15 protein-coding genes are annotated in these 17,817 nt (G+C 73.5%); 8 read left to right on the top strand and 7 right to left on the bottom strand.

All coding sequences use genetic code 11. From position 1 onward, the window contains the following. Positions 1 to 52: 52 nt before the first annotated feature. The 3 genes from AMOR_RS09820 to AMOR_RS09810 all read left to right on the top strand — a co-directional run bounded on the left by AMOR_RS09820 (position 53) and on the right by AMOR_RS09810 (position 3,828). Positions 53 to 2,194 (top strand): heavy metal translocating P-type ATPase, encoded by a 2,142-nt coding sequence (locus AMOR_RS09820; protein WP_248360629.1) that lies wholly within the window; start codon positions 53 to 55, stop codon positions 2,192 to 2,194. A 98-nt stretch (positions 2,195 to 2,292) separates the two neighbouring features. Then, positions 2,293 to 2,967 (top strand): NADPH-dependent F420 reductase, encoded by a 675-nt coding sequence (locus AMOR_RS09815; protein ID WP_248360628.1) that lies wholly within the window; start codon positions 2,293 to 2,295, stop codon positions 2,965 to 2,967. 99 nt (positions 2,968 to 3,066) lie between these two features. Next, the gene (locus AMOR_RS09810) at positions 3,067 to 3,828 is read left to right on the top strand and encodes a VOC family protein (RefSeq protein ID WP_248360627.1); all 762 of its coding nucleotides are present in this window, start codon (positions 3,067 to 3,069) and stop codon (positions 3,826 to 3,828) included. Positions 3,829 to 3,861: 33 nt separating this feature from the next. On the opposite strand, the gene AMOR_RS09805 is transcribed toward AMOR_RS09810, so the two are convergent. Continuing rightward, positions 3,862 to 4,371: a c-type cytochrome gene (locus tag AMOR_RS09805; protein WP_248360626.1), complete on the bottom strand. Its 510-nt coding sequence runs from the start codon at positions 4,369 to 4,371 to the stop codon at positions 3,862 to 3,864. 183 nt (positions 4,372 to 4,554) lie between these two features. Further along, complete coding sequence (locus tag AMOR_RS09800) at positions 4,555 to 5,391, bottom strand: SIR2 family NAD-dependent protein deacylase (RefSeq protein ID WP_248360625.1); 837 nt, start codon at positions 5,389 to 5,391, stop codon at positions 4,555 to 4,557. Positions 5,392 to 5,533: 142 nt separating this feature from the next. Between AMOR_RS09800 and AMOR_RS09795 the strand changes: the two genes are divergently transcribed. After that, positions 5,534 to 5,950 carry a hypothetical protein gene (locus tag AMOR_RS09795; protein WP_248360624.1) on the top strand — a complete coding sequence of 139 codons (417 nt, stop codon included), beginning with the start codon at positions 5,534 to 5,536 and terminating at the stop codon, positions 5,948 to 5,950. Positions 5,951 to 6,090: 140 nt separating this feature from the next. Here the strand turns inward: AMOR_RS09795 and AMOR_RS09790 are convergent, their stop codons facing one another. Next, the gene (locus AMOR_RS09790) at positions 6,091 to 7,812 is read right to left on the bottom strand and encodes a sigma 54-interacting transcriptional regulator (RefSeq protein WP_248360623.1); all 1,722 of its coding nucleotides are present in this window, start codon (positions 7,810 to 7,812) and stop codon (positions 6,091 to 6,093) included. A gap of 139 nt (positions 7,813 to 7,951) precedes the next feature. Between AMOR_RS09790 and AMOR_RS09785 the strand changes: the two genes are divergently transcribed. Genes AMOR_RS09785 through AMOR_RS09770 form a run of 4 tightly spaced genes read left to right on the top strand, consistent with a single transcriptional unit; the run spans position 7,952 to position 12,889 of the window. Further along, on the top strand, positions 7,952 to 10,219 hold the full coding sequence (locus AMOR_RS09785; RefSeq protein WP_248360622.1) for an FAD-dependent oxidoreductase: 2,268 nt from the start codon (positions 7,952 to 7,954) through the stop codon (positions 10,217 to 10,219). 2 nt (positions 10,220 to 10,221) lie between these two features. Then, positions 10,222 to 11,385: a hypothetical protein gene (locus tag AMOR_RS09780; RefSeq protein WP_248360621.1), complete on the top strand. Its 1,164-nt coding sequence runs from the start codon at positions 10,222 to 10,224 to the stop codon at positions 11,383 to 11,385. Then, on the top strand, positions 11,382 to 12,308 hold the full coding sequence (locus tag AMOR_RS09775; RefSeq protein WP_248360620.1) for a thiamine pyrophosphate-dependent enzyme: 927 nt from the start codon (positions 11,382 to 11,384) through the stop codon (positions 12,306 to 12,308). The genes AMOR_RS09780 and AMOR_RS09775 overlap by 4 nt, the downstream gene beginning before the upstream one ends. Positions 12,309 to 12,325: 17 nt before the next feature. Beyond that, on the top strand, positions 12,326 to 12,889 hold the full coding sequence (locus tag AMOR_RS09770) for a helix-turn-helix domain-containing protein (RefSeq protein WP_248360619.1): 564 nt from the start codon (positions 12,326 to 12,328) through the stop codon (positions 12,887 to 12,889). A gap of 532 nt (positions 12,890 to 13,421) precedes the next feature. On the opposite strand, the gene AMOR_RS09765 is transcribed toward AMOR_RS09770, so the two are convergent. The 4 genes from AMOR_RS09765 to AMOR_RS09750 all read right to left on the bottom strand — a co-directional run bounded on the left by AMOR_RS09765 (position 13,422) and on the right by AMOR_RS09750 (position 17,783). Continuing rightward, positions 13,422 to 14,186, bottom strand: a complete 765-nt coding sequence (locus tag AMOR_RS09765; RefSeq protein ID WP_248360618.1) for an SPL family radical SAM protein — start codon at positions 14,184 to 14,186, stop codon at positions 13,422 to 13,424. Positions 14,187 to 14,211: 25 nt separating this feature from the next. After that, complete coding sequence (locus tag AMOR_RS09760) at positions 14,212 to 14,376, bottom strand: hypothetical protein (protein WP_248360617.1); 165 nt, start codon at positions 14,374 to 14,376, stop codon at positions 14,212 to 14,214. Positions 14,377 to 14,427: 51 nt separating this feature from the next. After that, complete coding sequence (locus AMOR_RS09755) at positions 14,428 to 15,054, bottom strand: DUF4389 domain-containing protein (RefSeq protein ID WP_248360616.1); 627 nt, start codon at positions 15,052 to 15,054, stop codon at positions 14,428 to 14,430. Between the two features lie 650 nt (positions 15,055 to 15,704). Further along, on the bottom strand, positions 15,705 to 17,783 hold the full coding sequence (locus AMOR_RS09750) for a glycogen debranching protein (RefSeq protein ID WP_248360615.1): 2,079 nt from the start codon (positions 17,781 to 17,783) through the stop codon (positions 15,705 to 15,707). Positions 17,784 to 17,817: the final 34 nt, after the last annotated feature.

Raw genomic sequence — 17,817 nt, 5'->3', positions numbered from 1 at the left:
GGACGATGCGCGCGCGCTCCAGCGGTCGCACGTGATGGAGAGGGGTGGTGGCATGGAGCGTCACGATCACGAGCACGGGACGACACGGACGACGCCGCTTTCGCCGGGTCGCGCGCCGGCGGAGCCGGGCCATCCGGAGCACCCGGAGCTCGCGCGCCGAGCGCCCGCTCACGACGCCGAGCCCGCGCGCCCGGGCGCCGCGAGGCCGCACGAGGGACACGAGGGCCACGATCGCCACGCCGGTCACAGCGTCGCGATGTTCCGCACCCGGTTCTGGGTGTGCCTCGTCCTCACGCTCCCGATCGTCGCGCTCGGCCACATGCTCGCGAGCGCCCTCGGGCGCGAGCCGCCCTCGTTCCCGGGGGCGCAGCTCGTCCCGCCGCTCCTCGGGACCGCCGTGTTCGCCTACGGCGGGTGGCCGTTCCTGCAGGGCGCCGGCCGCGAGTTGCGCGCCCGGCTCCCCGGGATGATGGCGCTCATCACGCTCGCCATCACCGTCGCCTTCGTCTTCAGCGCCGCGGTCACGCTCGGCTACCCCGGGATGCCGCTCTGGGAGGAGCTCGCGACGCTCGTGACGGTCATGCTCCTCGGCCACTGGATCGAGATGCGGTCGATCGCCCAGGCGCAGGGCGCGGTGAAGGAGCTCGCCAAGCTGCTGCCCAGGACCGCCGTGCGGCTCGCGGACGGGAAGGAGGAGGAGGTCGCGCTGGAGCGGCTCCGGGACGGCGACCTGGTCCTCGTCCGGCCCGGCGCGAGCGTCCCCGCGGACGGCACCGTCCGGTCGGGAGAGAGCGCCCTCGACGAGGCGATGCTCACGGGCGAGTCGCGCCCCGTCGCGAAGCGACCCGGGGACGCGGTCGTGGCGGGCACCGTGAACGGGTCCGGCTCGCTGCGGGTGGAGGTGACGGGAACCGGCGAGCGCACCGCGCTCGCGCGCATCATGAGCCTCGTCGATCGGGCGCAGGCGTCGCGGTCGCGCGCCCAGGCCATCGCCGACCGGGCGGCGTTCGCGCTCACCATCGTCGCGGTGGTCGCCGCGATCGCAACCGCGATCGGCTGGGGGCTCGCGGGCGCGGCGGGCGAGTTCGTCGTGGAGCGGGTCGTGACCGTGCTCGTCATCGCCTGCCCCCACGCCCTCGGGCTCGCGATCCCGCTCGTCATCGCCATCTCCACCACCGTCGCGGCGCGCGCCGGGCTCCTCGTGCGCGATCGGCGGGGCCTCGAGGAGGCGCGCCGGATCCAGGAGGTCGTGTTCGACAAGACGGGCACGCTCACGCTCGGCCAGCACCGGGTCGTCGCGGTCCGCGTCGCGGAGGGGCTCTCGGAGGAGGACGCGATCCGGATCGCCGCAGCGGTCGAGCGCGACTCGGAGCACCCCATCGCGCGCGCCGTGGTGCGCACCGCGGAAGAGCGCGGCGTCGCGGTCCCGGCTGCCGCCGCGTTCGCGGCGATCCCGGGGCACGGCGTCCGGGCGACCGTCGACGGGCACGAGTGGCAGGTCGGGGGACCGAACCTCCTCCGCCGCGCAGGCGCGAGCACGCCGCGCGAGCTCGAGGTGTTCGCAGGCGAGGCCGCGGCGCGGGGGCAGGCGGTCGTATACCTCGTCCAGGGGCGCGAGGCGCGGGCCGCGCTCGCCGTCGCGGACGCGGTGCGCCCCGAGGCGCGCGCCGCCGTCGCCGACCTGCACGCCGCGGGCATCCGCGTCGCGATGCTCACCGGGGACGCGCGCGCCGTCGCGGAGGCGGTCGCGCGCGACGTCGGCATCGACCGCGTCTACGCGGAGGTCGTCCCGGAGAAGAAGGCGGAGACGATCGCGGCGCTGAAGCGCGGCGGCCGCCGGGTGGCGATGGTCGGCGACGGCGTGAACGACGCGCCGGCGCTCGTGACCGCCGACGTGGGGATCGCGATGGGCGCCGGAACGGACGTGGCGGTCGAGGCGGGCGACGTCGTGCTCGTCCGCAGCGACCCTCGCGCGGTGTCGCGGATCGTGGCGCTCAGCCGCGCCTCGTACCGGAAGATGGTCCAGAACCTCTGGTGGGCAACCGGGTACAACGTCGTCGCCATCCCGCTCGCGGCCGGCGTGCTCGCGTCGCGCGGCCTCGTGCTCGGCCCGGCGGTCGGTGCCGTGCTCATGTCGGCGAGCACCGTCGTGGTGGCGCTGAACGCGCAGCTGCTGAGGCGCGCGCGGGTGTGAGGTCCGGGCGGTCGCTCACCGACCGGCCGCCGGGCCGCCACGATTGCGTTGCGGATCCCGCGCGCGCTCCGCATCTCCCGACACTGGGGAGGCGCACGATGCGGATCGGGATTCTCGGGTCGGGGAACATCGGCGGCACGGCCGCGAAGCTCTTCGTGAACGCGGGGCACGAGGTGGCGCTCAGCCATGCGGGCGGCCCGGAGTCGCTCCGCGAGCAGGTGGCGGCCCTCGGACCGCGGGCCAGGGCCGTGACGATCGAGAAGGCGGCAGACTTCGGGGAGGTCGTGCTGCTCGCGATCCCGTGGCGGAGCCGTGAGGATCTTCCCGCCGGTCGCCTGCGCGGGAAGATCGTCGTCGACGCGATGAACCCGTATCGCCCGGACTTCTCGCTGTACGACCTCGGCGACTCCACCTCGAGCGAGGAGGTCGCGAAGACGCTGCCCGGGGCTCGGCTCGTGAAGGCGTTCAACACCCTGTATGCGAAGGATCTCGCGTCGCGGGGCGCTCCGGGCCGCCCGGTGGACGAGCGCACGGCGCTCCTCCTCGCCGGGGACGACGCGGACGCGAAGGCGGTCGTCGCCCAGCTCGTGGACGACATCGGCTTCGCGCCGATCGACACCGGCTCGCTTCGCGACGGCGGGCGCCTCCAGCAGGCGGGCGGCCCGCTGTACATACGGGTGATCACCGGCGCCGAGGCGCGCGCGGCGCTCCGGCGCGGCGAGGAGGCGCGCGCGGCGGGCGCGCCGGGCGCCGGCGCGGCGCACCATCCCTGAACGATCTGGACTTCGCCTCGCCGGACCATCCGGGACGGGCACGTCACGTCCCGGCCCGTGTAGCCTCCGGTCACCCGAACCGCGATCGAGGAGGACGCCATGGCCGAGCCGAGGTGGAGCCCCGGGATGTTCGTGTGGCGCGAGCTGATGACCGACGACGTCGAGGGCGCACGCCGGTTCTACGGTGACCTCCTCGGCTGGAGCTGGAAGGGCGAGGACATGGGGCCGGCGGGGACCTACTGGCTCGCCTCGCGCGGCGAACGGCAGGTCTGCGGGATGATGCAGAAGCCCGCGGGCGTGCCGATGCCATCCGCGTGGTCGAGCTACGTCCTCGTCGACGACGTCGACGCCGCCGCGGAGCGCTGCAAGGCCGCGGGCGGCCGGGTGCTGCGTCCGCCGGCCGACATCCCGAACGTCGGCCGGTTCGCCGTGATCGCCGATCCGTGGGGCGCCGTCCTCGAGCCGTTCCGCGCCTCCGGAGGCGAGAGCGCGCCGCCGGCCCCGGCCGTCGGGACGTTCTGCTGGGAGACGCTCGTCACGCCGGATCCGGCCGCGGCCGCGACGTTCTACGGGAAGGTGATCGGGTTCGGCACCGGCCGGACGCCGAACGGCGAGGGGACGGTGTTCACCGCAGGAGAAGCGATGGTCGCGGATCTCCAGCCGGCACGGCCGGGCGGCCCCTCCTACTGGGCGACCTACGTCGCGGTCGAGAGCGCGGAGGGCTCGCGCGACCGCGCCGCGAAGCTCGGCGGGAAGGTGATCGTTCCGCGCATCGACGTGCCGAAGGTCGGGACCGTCGCGATCATCGCCGACCCGGCTGGCGCGGCGCTGGGACTGTTCCAGCCGGGCGAGCGCGGGTAGCGGGCTTCGCCTCGCGGCTCGTCCTCGACGACCTCAGCGCAGCTCGGCCTTCACCGGCTCCGGGAGCTGGTTGGCTTTCCCGAGGAGCAGGCTGACCTGCCACAGCTGCGTGTCCGTCAGCGCGCCCTCGAAGCTGGCCATCCCCGTCAGGCGGATCCCGTTCTTCACCTTCCAGTACGTCTCGCCGACCGGATCGTCGGTGACGCCCTCGCCCGGCGGCATGAGCCTGGGCGGCCGCGGGAACATGCCGCGTGCGATCGCCGAGCGCTTCTCCGTGTCCAGGCTCCCGTGGCACATCTCGCAGTTCGCGCGGTACACCCTGGCCCCGGCGAGCAGGTTCGGTTCGTCCGCGGAAATGGGCGACGGGCGACCCGCGTCCCGCGCCATGGCGACGCGAAGGGCCCGGCTGGTGAGGTACTGCTCCAGGGGCAACGGCTGCCCGTTCCGCGCGGCCACCGGCATCCCACCCTTCGTCAGGAACAGGTACTCGCCGGCGAGAGCCAGGAACACCCCGATCACGATCCCCACGACGAGCTTCATCATGCCGGGCGAGGTAACGGCAGCCGGTGAGGGGCGCAGTGCCCGGGATGGTGACGGTGGGTGGGCGCCCCTCCCGTGCCCACGGGACATTGGGTGCATGGGCGGATCCGCTCGCATCGGCTCCAGCTCTGCTCCGCCGCCTCGGCTCCTCGAAAAGGTGGGCCGTCGTCCGGCCCCGCGGGCCAGTCACGCCGTGAGCTGCGCGTCGATCGCCCGGAGCGCAGCGAGCGCTCCGGCCGCGATCGAGATGCCACCGCGCGGCGCCTGCGGCTCGCGGGGATTCACGCGCACCAGCGTCGCGCCCGGGAGCTGGGCGATCCGCTCCGAGCGCATCCGGACGCTCGGGATGGCGGTCCCGGCGCCGAGCTCGAGGACGACGATGCGCCGATCCTGGTGCGCGGCCAGGAACGCGTCGAACCGCGCCTGCTGGTCGTGCGCACGCGTGGGGATCCAGGCGAAGTCCCCGAACATGAGGATGTTCGGCCGGGCGGTGTCACCGCAGCGCGGGCACCGGAGCACGTTGCGGGCCCGCATCGTGGACTCGTCCACCTCGACCGTCTCGCGGTTCTCCCAGATGTCGTCGGAGCACGGCGCGGTGCACTGGAGGTGGTGGATCGAGCCGTGAATCTCCACGATCCGCTCCGGGTCGAACCCCGCCTTCTCGAACTGTCCGTCGACGTTCGACGTGTAAAGGAAGGACGCGAGGCCGCGCTCCTGGATCCACCTCCGGATGATCCCGAAGCCGGCGTGCGGGGTGGTCGCGCGGTACAGGGCGAGGCGGTGGCCGTAGAAGCCCCAGCCGAGCTCGGGATCTCCGTCGAAGTGCTCGGGGTTGGCGGCGTCGACGAACGTGAGCCCGAGGCGCTCGTACGGCGGGTAAGCCTTCCAGAAGCCCTGGTCGCCGCGGAAATCGGGCAGGCCCGAGTCGACGCCCATGCCGGCGCCAGCGCCCACCACGAGGGCCTCCGCGTCGCGGATGGCGTTCGCAGCCTGCGCTGCCGCTTCTGCCGATACCGAGTCCATCTTCGGCAGCATACCGCCCGGCGAACGCGTTCGCTTCCAACGGACACACCCAGTGTCAACTCCACATGCCCCGCGTTCGAAGCGGGCCGAGGCGAGGCGGGTTCGTGCTTTGATGATGGCCGTGCATCTCCTCCGGCCGATCGTGATCGCATCGTTCGCTGCGCTCCTGCTGCTCGCCTGCCGGCCGCCCTTCCCGGTGGAGCCGGCGAAGGAGACGACCGTGGCGGTCCCGGCGCGCTGCGCGACCGAGAAGCTGAGGTTCACGCAGGCGACGGGCTGCCAGAACGACGGCTCGGTCGAGTTCTGCGTCGCGCGCGGCGACGCGACGCTCGAGGCGAAGGTGAGGAGCATCGCCCCCTCCGTGCGGACGGGAGCGAGCCGCGGCCGCGCGGGCTGCGATCCCGCCGTCGAGACCCTGTACTTCTACCCGACGCTCCCGGACGATCCTTCGGTCTGCACCTCGCGTCACGGCGCAGTGACGGACCGCGCCTGGCAGGAGCTCTGCCGCCTCGCGTCGCTGTCGGAGATCCGACGCATCGTGCCGACCTGGTACGAATGAGCGAGCGGTCGGGTGCGCCCGCGATCGAACGGACGTCGGCGCCGCGGACGGAAGGAATGCCCGAGGCCGCCCGCCTCACGATCAGCCGCGGCGACGTCGCGGACTTCCTGCTGGTTGATGTATCGACGGGTGCGGGACCTTCACCCCAGCCGGTGCCGCTTCAGCTTGTAGTAGAGGTTCCTCACGGTGATCCCGAGCGCGCGCGCCGTCGCCTCGCGGTTCCCGCCGTTCCGGGCGAGGTGCGTGCGCAGGAGCTGCCGCTCCCAGGCGGCCTTCAGCTCCGAGAGCCTGCGCGGCCTGCCTGAGGTCGCCGCGCCGTCGTCCCGCTCCGCGCTCACGTCCGCGAGATCGAGGTCGGCGGCGCGGAGCACGTACGCGTCGGCGGGCTTGTCGATGACCCCGCGGCGGAGGACGTTCTCGAGCTCGCGCACGTTCCCCCTCCACGGCAAGGACTCCAGCAGGGCGAGCGCGTCGGGCGCCAGGTCCACCGGCGCGACGCGGTACTCGGCGCAGATGCGCGCGAGCAGCGCGCGCGAGAGCGGCAGCACGTCCTCGCGGCGCTCCCGCAGGCTCGGCACGCGGATGGGCATCACGCTGAGCCGGTAGAAGAGGTCCTGCCGGAACGCGCCGCGGGCGATGGCCGCCTCGAGATCCGCGTTCGTCGCCGCGATCAGCCGGACGTCGACGCGGACCGGCTTGCTGCTCCCGACCCGCACGATCTCCCGCTCCTGCAGCGCGCGGAGGAGCTTCGCCTGGAGCGCGAGCGGTGCCTCCGCGATCTCGTCGAGGAACAGGGTGCCGCCCTCCGCCTCCTCGAAGTGGCCCTTCTGCCCGTGGGTGCGCGCGCCGGTGAACGCGCCCCCCGCGTAGCCGAACAGCGAGGACTCGAGGAGGCCCTCCGGGATGGCCGCGCAGTTCACGCGGACCAGCGGTCCGTCGCGCCGGTCGCTCGCGTGGTGGATGGCGTGGGCGAAGAGCTCCTTGCCCGTCCCGCTCTCGCCGAGCAGGAGCACCGTCGCCGGAGTCCGCGCGGCCTTCCGCGCGAGCTCCTTCGCGCGCGAGATCGCCGGCCCCTCGCCGACGATGTCGTCGAACGAGCGCCGCGGCTCGAGCTTGCGCAGGAGCTGCTTCGCGGAGGCCAGCTCGTCGGAGAGGCGCCGGAGCTCCGACACGTCGTGGACCACGCCCACGCTCCCCTTGAGCTCGCCGCCCACGAGCAGCGGCGCCGCGTTGACGATCACCTCCCGCGCCTGCGGGCCCACCCTGAGCCGCGCCCCCCGGATCGCCTTGCGCGTGCGCAGCACGCGCAGGTGCACGCTCTCGCCCTCGGCGATGTCCGCGGTGACGGGGCGGCCGATCACCTCCGCCTCGCCGAGCCCCATGAGCCGCGTGTACGCCGGGTTCACCAGGACGGTGTTGCCCTTCGCGTCGGCGATCGAGATCGCCTCCTGGGAGCACCGGATGATCGCCTCCGAGACCTCGCGGAGCTCCCGCGCGGTGCGCAGCTGGCCCGTGAGCGTCCGGAGCTCGGAGACGTCCCGGAAGATCGCCACCGCGCCCTCGATCTCGCCGCCCCGGCCGCGCACGACGACCCGGTTCGTGAGGATCGTGGTCGCTCCGACGTCCTGGTACTGGTCGAGCTCGTCCTTCCCGCTGCGGAGGACGCCGGGCAGCCGGCTGTTGGGGACGACCTCGCCGACCGGCCTTCCGAGGACGTCGTTCACCGGTCGGCGCAGGATGGCACCCGCCGTCGCGTTGAAGAGGACGATCCGGCCGGCGGCGTCGACCGCGATGACTCCCTCGGCGGTCGCGTCGAGGATGGCCTCGAGCTGCGCGAGCGACATGGAAGAGGCGATCGCCATGGGACCTCCGCGGCCGAGCATGAAAGAAGTAGCATGAAAAGAGTTTCAGGTGCGCGCTCCTGCCGGGACGCAACCTCCCGGGATCCCACGCGCCTCGCCGTCGCGCGGTCGGGCGCGCGGATTGCTCGTTCACGACCTCGTGAGCGAGTGCCCTTCCGCCGCGGTGCGCGCCGGCGCGCCGAAGCTACCCCTCGAGATCCGCGTCCACGGGCGCGGCGGGCAGGGGGGCGTGACCTGCGCGAAGCTCCTCGCGTGCCTGTACGCGGAGCAGGGCCTGCACGTGCAGGCCTTCGGCGACTACGGCTCGGAGCGGGCCGGCGCCCCGGTGCGCGCCTTCACCCGCGTCGACACCGCGCCGGTCACCAACCGGAACAAGGTCTACCGGCCTCACCACCTCCTCGTGCTGGACGCGGCGCTCCTCGGCGACGACGTGCTCGACGGCGCCGCGCCCGGGGCGGTGCTGCTCGTGAACAGCGCCCGCGGGCTCGGGGTGTTCACGGAGCGCCACCGGAGCTTCCGCGTCGCCGCGCTGGACGCGACGGCCGTCGCGCGCCGCCACGGCATCGGCTCGACCGCCCTCGTCATCGTCAACACCACCGTCGCCGGCGCCTACGCCCGCGTCGTGGGGATCCCGTGGGAGGTCGTCGAGCGCGCGTACCGGGTCCTGGAGCTGGAGGGCGATCTCCCGGCGGCCCGCGAGGCGTACGACGGCGTCGTGGTGCGCGCGCCCGGGCCCGGCGCCACCGCGCCGGCGGCGCCGCGCGCGCGGGCGGCGGCGCCGCCGGTGATCGGCATCGCCGAGCTCACCGAGGACTTCCCCACCCGGCTCCCGACCGGCACCTGGCGGACGCAGCGTCCGCGGTACCGGAGCCACGTCGCGCCGTGCAACGCGGCCTGCCCGGCGGGGAACGACGTCGTCGGCTTCATCGGGGCGCTCCGGACCGGCGGCGTCGAGGCGGCGGCGCGCGTCCTCCTCGCGACGCAGCCCCTCCCGTCCGTCTGCGGCCGGGTCTGCCCCGGCCCGTGCATGAGCGCGTGCAACCGCGCCGCCTACGACGGCGCCGTGAACGTCCGCGCGCTCGAGCGCTGGATCGGCGACCGCGCCGGCCCGGAGCCGGAGCGTCCGCGGGGCGCCCCGAGGCCGCGCCGGTTCGCGGTCGTGGGGAGCGGGCCCGCCGGGCTCTCCGCCGCGTTCGCGCTGCGCTCCGCGGGGCACGCGGTCACGATCCTCGAGGCCGCGCCGCGGCTCGGCGGCGTGCTGCGGACGGGGATCCCGGCCTACCGGCTCCCGCACGAGGTGCTCGACGCCGACCTCGCGCGGATCCTCGCGCTCGGCGTGGACGCCCGGTGCGGCTACGCGGTGGACACCTCGGCGGTGCGCGAGCTCGCCGCGGGCCACGACGCGGTGATCCTGGCGGCGGGGCTGCAGCGCGCCGGCGACCTCGACGTCCCGGGCCGTTCGCTTCGCGGCGTGGTGGACGGGCTCGGGTTCCTCGACGCGGTGAAGAGCGGCGGCGACGTCTCGCTCCGCGGCCACGTCGTAGTGGTGGGCGGCGGGAACACCGCGGTGGACTGCGCGCGGACGGCGCTCCGCTGCGGGGCCGCGCGCGTCACCATCGCCTACCGGCGCGGGCGCGCGGAGATGCCCGCCATCGCCGCCGAGATCGAGGAGGCCGTCGCCGAGGGCGTCGAGCTCCTGCTGCACCGCCAGCCGGTGGCCTTCGCCGGGAACGGCCGGGTCGAGCGCGTGACGCTCGCGGAGGTGGAGCCGGGCGCGCCCGACGCGAGCGGCCGGCGGCGTCCGGTGGTCACCGATCGCACCCGCGCCAGCGCCTGCGACGGCGTGCTCCTCGCCCTCGGCCAGGGCGCGGACCTCGGCCTCGTCCCCGCCGGCTGGTCGGTCCGGGAGAGCCGCGCCTTCGACGGGGAGCGGCCGACGAACGTGTGGCTCGCGGGCGACCTGGCCACCGGCGAGGGGACGGTCACGCACGCCATCGGGAGCGGCCGGAGGATCGCGCTGCGCGCGCTGGCGGCGGCCGAGGGGAGGGCGGCGCCGGCCGAGGTCGTGCCGGCGCCCGAGGAGCGGGTCTCGCCGGCCCACGTGCGCTTCAGCCACTTCGAGGTGATGCCGCAGCGCCCCGAGCGGCACGCCCCGCCGGCGGCCCGCGCGCGCGGCTTCGAGGAGGTGAGCCGCGGGCTCGACGACGCGTCGGAGGCCGAGCGCTGCTTCTCGTGCGGGCGCTGCACGCGCTGCGACACGTGCCTCCTCTCGTGCCCGGAGGGCGTCGTGAGCCGGAGCGGGGACGGCTACGCGGTGGACGAGGCCTTCTGCAAGGGGTGCGGCATGTGCGTGGCGGAGTGCCCGCGGCGGGCGATGGAGATGACGCTCGAGACGTCGGCGAGGTGATCGTGGCCGGTCAGCTCATCAGCGCGAACCACGCCGCCGCGCTCGCCGCGGCCCTCGCCGGGCGCGCCAACCGCACCGCGCGCGGCTTCTGCAGCGGCGTCTACCCCATCACGCCCTCCACCGAGTGCATGGAGCTCCTCTGCAACCAGGAGATCGAGAAGGGCGAGGTGGTGCGCGTCGAGAGCGAGCACAGCGCCATGGCGGTCTGCATCGGCGCGGCGGCGAGCGGGGCCCGGACGTTCACCACGTCGTCGTCGAACGGGCTCGCGCTCATGGCGGAGAACGTGATCTCGGCGGCGCTCCTGCGCCTGCCAGTGGTGATGGTGGCCGCGAACCGCACGCTCGGGCCGCCCTGGAACATCTGGGCGGATCACGGCGACACGCTCCTGCTGCGCGACAGCGGCTGGGTGCAGCTCTACTGCGCCGACAACCAGGAGGTCCTCGACAGCGTGCTGTGCGCCTACCGGCTCGCGGAGGACCGCCGGGTGCTCCTGCCGGTGCTCGTGTGCCAGGAGGGCTTCGTGCTCTCGCACACGATGACGGAGACCGACGTGCCCTCGCAGGACCGCGTCGACGGCTTCCTGCCGCCGCTCGACCTCCCCGGCCGGCTCGGCACGACGCCCCGCGTGATGGGGGGCATCGACGCGCCGCACTCGACGGAGGTCCACCGGGCCCAGCACCACGCGGCGATGGCGCGCGTCTTCGACGTCTACCGCGAGGTGCAGGACGCGTTCGAGCGCGAGATGGGGCGCCGCCCCGCCGATCCGGTGGTGCCGTACCGCGCCGAGGACGCGGAGACGCTGATCGTGTCCATGGGGACCATCGCCTCGACGGCGGAGCGCGCCGTCGACGTAGCCCGCGCGCGCGGGGAGCGGCTCGGCTCCGTGCGCGTCCGCATGTTCCGGCCGTTCCCGGCGGAGCAGCTCGCCCGGCTGTTCCGCGGCGTGTCGCGCGTCGCGGTGATCGACCGCGACCTCAGCCTCGGGTTCGGGGGCGTGCTGTGGGGCGAGGTCCGCGGGCAGGCCGCGCCGGGCGCGATCGTGCAGGGCTACGTGACCGGCGTGGGCGGGGGCGACGTCCGGCCGGAGCACGTCGCGGCGATCGCGGCCGACCTCTCGGCCCGCACGTCCGCCGGCGCGCCCGTCCTCGTGGAGGCAGGCACATGAGACAGGCGTCGCCGTCCCCGGTGTCCGTCGCGGCGCCCGCCTGCGCCGGACCGCTCCTCCGACCGGGCAACAGCAACTGCGGCGGCTGCGGCATGTCCTCGGCGCTCCAGCTCTTCGGGCGGGCGATCGAGCAGCGGCGGGTGCAGCTCGTGGTGCCGGCCTCGTGCGCAGCGGTCATGGCGGGCCCGTTCCCGACCACGTCGCTCGGCGCGCCCGTCGTGCTCTCCACCTTCGGCGCGGGCGCCGCCGTCGCGACGGGGCTCGCCCGCGTCGCGCGGCTGAACGGCGACGGCACGCGCGTCGTGTGCTGGGCGGGGGACGGCGGCACCTTCGACATCGGGATGGCGAGCCTCTCCGCCGCGGCCGAGCGGGACGAGGACGTCCTCTACGTCTGCTACGACAACGAGATCTACGGCAACACCGGCGGCCAGCGCTCCTCCGCGACGCCGGCCGGCGCGAGCACCACGAACGTCCTCGCGGGCAAGCTGGAGGAGAAGAAGGACATCCTCGCGATCATGGCGGCGCACCGCGTCCGCTATGCGGCGTCGGTGTCGATCGCGCACCCGCAGGACGGGCTCCGCAAGATGCGCCGCGCGCTCGACACCTCGGGGTTCCGGTTCCTGCACGTGCTCGCCCCGTGCCCCACCGGCTGGAAGTCGGAGCCCGCGCTCGGGATCGAGCTCGTGCGCCTCGCGGTGCGATCGGGCCTGTACCCGGTCATCGAGATCGTGGAGGGGCGGAAGCTCGTCATCGACGTGGAGCCGGACTTCTCGAGGGAGGCGCTCGAGCTCTACCTGTCGCTCCAGCGCCGGTTCCAGAGATCGGGGATCTCCGCGGAGCGGCTCTCCACCGCGATCGCGCGGAGCTGGCGCGACCTTCGCGCGCGGAGCGGGCGCATCGTGCCCGCCGAGCGCGAGGGCTGACGTTCCGGGAGGACGGCATGCGGAAGGACATCGGGGAGCGCATCCGCAAGATGCGGGAGGCCCAGGAGCTCACCCGGGAAGAGGTGTGCACCCTGGCCGGCCTGAGCGAAGATCGCCTGGCGGCCTTCGAGGAGGGACGGGAGATCCCGTCCATCGGCGTGGTCATCAAGCTCTCCCGCGTGCTCGGGTCGAAGCTCGGGGGCATCCTGCACGGCGGCGCGTTCACCTCCGACGCGCTCACCGTCTGCCGCGCCGGCGAGGTCGGCGTCGGCTACGACCAGGGCGACACGGACCAGGGCTACACGTTCCGGAGCCTCACGCGCCCGGGCACGCCCGGGCACGGCATGGAGCCGTTCCTGCTCACGTTCGATCCCCGCGTGACCGACGCGAAGCCGCTCGCGCACGACGGCCAGGAGTTCGTCTACGTGCTCGAGGGCGAGATCGAGCTCTTCCACGACGGGCAGCGCTGCACGCTGCGGCCCGGGGACAGCGCGTACCTCGACGCGACGCGGCCGCACCTCTTCCGCGGGCTGGGCGACGCGCCGTCGAGGATGCTCGCGGTGGTGTGGTCGGCGGGGTAGGGCAGCGACGCGCGCTCGCGCCCGCACCCTCTTCAACTGGGTCGGCCTCACGACCCCTGCTCGGCCGGCTCGCGAGGAGCAGCGAGCCGGCTCGAAGACGTGCCACGGAGCGCCGTCCATCCCGGGCTAGTGCACATCGTCGTCTGCGCGGTCCGCCGTGCGCGAACCCGGCGCGCGCGGCTCGCGATGGTCGTCACGCGCGGGAAGCGGTCGATGTGCGCCCCCGGTCGTCGAATCGCCGGCATCCTTCTGTCGATAGATCTCGCTCCGCACTCGCGCGGTGGCGGCTCCCGTCATGTTCCACATCGCTTCGTACCTCCGCGACGAAGGTCCATGCAGCCTCCGCGCCACGCCGGGAACGCAGCGCGCCGGGCAGTGCCGCCCGGTCACGTCCGGGCCGACGCGGGCCCGTGGGAGCGGATCGCTCACGCGCTGAGCACCCGCGGCGATGGCCGTGCCCTGGCATCATCGCAATCGAGGGATGAGAGTCGGCCGGGGGCGGCGGGCCTCGCGGTGAGCAGCGGGGTATCGCTCACCCGAACAGCACCGACACGGGCACGCCGCGCCGCTCGAACCCGCGTCGGAGCTCGCCGGCAGCGCGGTCGAACCACGCAGGCTCGAGGTACCGCTCGAGCCCCGCCGCGCGGTACAGGCGGACGACCTTCTCCTGGTAGTTGAGCCGGTCCACGAGGACCTCGTCAGCCGCCTCGCCGACGAGCTCGACGAGCCGCGGTGGGTTCATCGGCAGGAGCGGGCCGGCGAACACGTAGGTGCGGATCCCCTCGCGGTGCAGCGTCCGGAGCGCCTCGATGCGCGCGGGGATGGGCGGCGCGTGCGGCTCGAAGCGCTTCCGCACCTCGTCGTCGTCCGTGGGGATGGAGAACCCGACGGAGAGGTCCTCGAACCTCCGGAACACGTCGGCGTCGCGGACGCAGAGCGGCGACCGCGTCAGGACGCTCACCGGGAACTGCCGCTCGGCGAGCGCCTCGAGACAGCGGCGCGTCAGCCGGTACTCCCGCTCGATCGGCTGGTAGGCGTCGGTCACGGTGCCGACGAGCACGCTCCCGCGCCGGGCGCGGCGGAGCTGGCGGCGGAGCACGTCGGGGGCGTTCACCTTGGCGTCGACGAACGCTCCCCACGGCTCCGTGTGCCCGGTGAACCGCTTCATGAAGCTCGCGTAGCAGTACGAGCAGCCGTGCTCGCACCCGACGTACGGGTTCAGGCACCAGTCGTAGCCGGGGATGCCGGTCCTCGTCAGGACCGTCCTCGACAGGATCTCGCGGCGAACGTGCTTCACGGGTCTCCGGCGCGGCCGCCCGCGATCACGGGTGAAGCGAGCCGAACGTCACGCCGAGATAGTACGGCCACATTACGATCGCGAGGACGCCCTTCCAGAAGCCCAGGTGAAGGAAGCCCAGGCTGAACAGCCACCCCGCCAGCCAGGCGGTCCCTGCGAAGCTGTGCTGCTCGATCCGGATCTTCTCCATGTCGTTCCCCTCGTGTCCCGGAGCCCCCGGGGGTGTGCCGCGGCCTCCAACTCAGGCGGAGAGCGTGAACGGCGGGTAGCGGTCGGTCGTCAGCAGGAGCGCGTACGCCGCGACGCGCAGCCCCCAGCGGAACGCGCCGACCACGAAGTCGAAGAGCGCGCGCGGATACCGGCCGGTGAAGAGGATCGCGAACCAGGCCGCGAAGACGCAGGCGATCGCCGCGACGCCCACGAACAGCAGCGCGACGTAGTGCGGGAATGCGAGCAGCCACTTCACGAGCGGGAGCCACCGGTTCAGCTCGCGCGCCGCGTCGGGGTACCGGAGCTCGAGGTGGACGGCCTGCTCCTCGTCGGTGGAGGGGTACTCGTCCCGCAGGAGCATCAGGTACGCCGAGACGCGTGTGGAGAACCTCGCGAGCGCGAGGTTCCAGTCGAACCACCAGCGCGGATACTTCCGGCGGAACACCAGCATGAGCGCCGTGGCGGCCGAGACGAAGCCCCCGGCTGCGAGCACGTGGCCCCTCGAGCCCGACTCGCCCGACGGTCCCATCACCAGGCCGAGCACGATGGCGATGGGGATGACCGTGAGCAGCCGGAGGGCCGTCGTGAGCCGGTCCAGCTCACGGTCCGGGTAATCGATCTCGAGCGTCGCCGGGTAGCCGGCGAAGGCGGTTTCCATGGCCCCCTCCCGGTCGCGCGTTCGGTGGCGCGCCGCTCCTGTGCGGAAGTCCGGCGCGGGAACGACCTCGGTTCCGCTGCAGGCCGCTGGATCTTCGGCGCACACGGAGGGAGCGGGCAAGCGCGGCGTGCGCTCCCGGGTGGGACGTCCAGCGCGTGCGTCCCTGGCGAGGTCCAGGCCGCGCGAGGCGAGTTCACTCAAGGGCGATGTCGAGATCCAGCAGCAGGAGTCGTCCAGGTGCGGGCTCGCCGGAGCGGCGGGCCGGGCGTCGCCCGGGTCCTCCATCTCCGTTGCGGAAGGCCGTCACCGCGCGCACGGTGAAAGGGGAGCCGAGCGCGCGCCGAAGGGATCGCGAAGGCGAGGTGAGCCATGTCACTGCCGATCCAGGACGAGCCGGAGAGCACGATCGGACGCAAGCCCGCGGAGCTGGCGGGGCATCCGGGGCCACCCCGGCACGAGCCCGCTCGATCGGGCGCCGGCGGCCGCCACGAGGAAGGCGACGAGAGGGAGCGCGCCGGGAAGGGGGCGCGCGAGGAGCCGCCGTCGTTGCGGGGGCCCGGACGTTGAGCGCCCGCCGGCGAGCTCCCCGAGGAGGGGCGATGACGCCGGCACACGGCACCCCGTGAGGCCGGCGGCGAAGGGTGGCGTGGTCAACGGCCGACGGAAGGCGCCGCCGCCTCCAGCACGACGATCGACCGCGCCTTCACGACCTGGTCCCGCCCGTCCACGGCCTCGCGCCGCTCGGGCGGCACGTAGTCGTCCGGGCTCACCCTCGCCGTATCGACCACCCGCCGCCACGCGGTCCCCGGCTCCTGGATCTGGAACGTGAGGTCCTGCCACCACGCGTTGATCATCACGTACAGGTCCGGCTCCGGCGCGGTCAGCGACGGGTCGCCGCTCCGGACGTCGCCGTGGAGGCAGAAGGCGAGCGCGTGCGAGTCGGTCGAGAGGTCCTTGGTCGCGCCCATGCCGTACCAGCTCACGCGCTCGCGCCAGAACCTGCCGTGCCCGAGGAGCCGGTGCGCCTTGCGGAGCGCGATGAGCCCCTGGAAGAAGCGGTGCACGTCGCGGTGCTCGTCGAGGCGGGACCAGTCGACCCAGGTGAGCTCGCCATCCTGGTTGTAGGGGTTGTTGTTCCCGCGCTGCGTTCGCAGGAACTCGTCGCCGGCGGAGAGCATCGGGATCCCGTTCGACAGGAAGAGCAGCGCGGCGAAGTTCCTCGCCTGTCGCTTGCGGAGCGCCATCACGTCCGGCGGCGCGGGATCGCCCTCGAAGCCGCAGTTCCAGCTCCGGTTGTCGTCGCTGCCGTCGGTGTTCCCGTGCCCGTTCTGCTCGTTGTGCTTCCGGTCGTAGGCGACGAGGTCGTACAGGCAGAACCCGTCGTGGCAGGTGACGAAGTTGACGCTCTGGAACGGCCGGTAGACGTCGACGGGGCCGTCCGGGAAGAGGTCGTCGCTCCCGTAGAGCCGGGTCATGAGCCGGCCGACCGCGGCGGGCGTCCCCTTCACGAAGTCGCGCACGTCGTCCCGGAACCGCCCGTTCCACTGGAACCAGGTGCGCCCCGGGAAGAGCCGTCCGAGCTGGTAGGTCCCGGGGTCCCAGGCCTCTGCGATGAGCCGGATGCCGGAGAGCTGCGGATCGCTCGCGATGTCGTCGATGATGGCGGGGTCGTCCACGTCGACCGTCCCGTCCTCATTGCGCGTCAGGATGGTGGCGAGGTCGAAGCGAAAGCCGTCGACGTGCGCCTCCCGCACCCAGAACCGCAGGCAGTCGAGGACGAGCTTGCGCGTGACGGAGTGCGCGGTCCGCAGGACGTTGCCGGTCCCGGCGTCGTTCCGGTAGCTCGTCATGTCGTCGGCGAGGAGGTAGTACGTGCTGTTGTCGATGCCGCGGTAGGAGTAGGTCGGGCCGCCGGCGCCGCCCTCTGTCGTGTGGTTGAACACGACGTCGAGCACCACCTCGATGTCCGCCTGGTGCAGCGCCTTCACCAGGGCGCGGAGCTCGTCCATCCGGCCACCCGGGTCGGGCGCGCTCGAATAGGCGTCGTGCGGCGAGAAGAAGTGGAGCGGCATGTATCCCCAGGTGCTGCCCTCCTGGGGGTCGCACTGGAAGACCGGCATCAACTCCACGACGGTCACGCCGAGATCCCTCAGGTACGGGATCTTGTCGACGATGCCCGCGAAGGTGCCGCGCCGGGGGAGCGGCACCGACGGATCGGTCATCGTGAAGTTCCGGACGTGCAGCTCGTACACGATGGTGTCGGCGCCGTGGACCGGGTGCCGATCGCCCGTCCAGTCGAACGGCGCATCCGGCGCCGGGAGCACGCCGAGCGGCGCCCGGCCGGCGTTCGAGCCGGGGCCGCAGGCGGCCGCGCGATCGAAGCCGGCGGGGAAGTGGAGCGCGGGAGCGTATGGATCGAACAGGACCTTGTCCCGGTCGAAGCTGTGGCCGGGCGAACCGTCGTTCGGGCCGTCCATCGCGTAGGCGTAGCAGCGCGCGAGCCGGACCTGCTCCTCCGGGACGCGGCAGTGCCACACGCGCCCCGTCTTGTTCGACAGCGGTTGCAGGTCGACCCGCAGGACCGGAGTCGCCGGATCGTCGCCGTACAGGAGCAAGCTCACGGCGCTCGCGTGGCGCGAGTACACCGCGAAGTTGTAGGCGCGCTGTCCTGGCAGACGGCTGACGCCACACGGGATCGGGTTCCCTTGCACTCCGTCCCAGGCGTTCATCCGCTGCCCTCCTGTCGCAGAGCGTCGTGGCGGA

The sequence above is a fragment of the Anaeromyxobacter oryzae genome (assembly GCF_023169945.1).
Taxonomy (GTDB): Bacteria; Myxococcota; Myxococcia; order Myxococcales; family Anaeromyxobacteraceae; genus Anaeromyxobacter; species Anaeromyxobacter oryzae.
The sequence above is the reverse complement of the archived record's forward strand: the minus strand, read 5'-3'. Positions and strand labels throughout refer to the sequence as shown.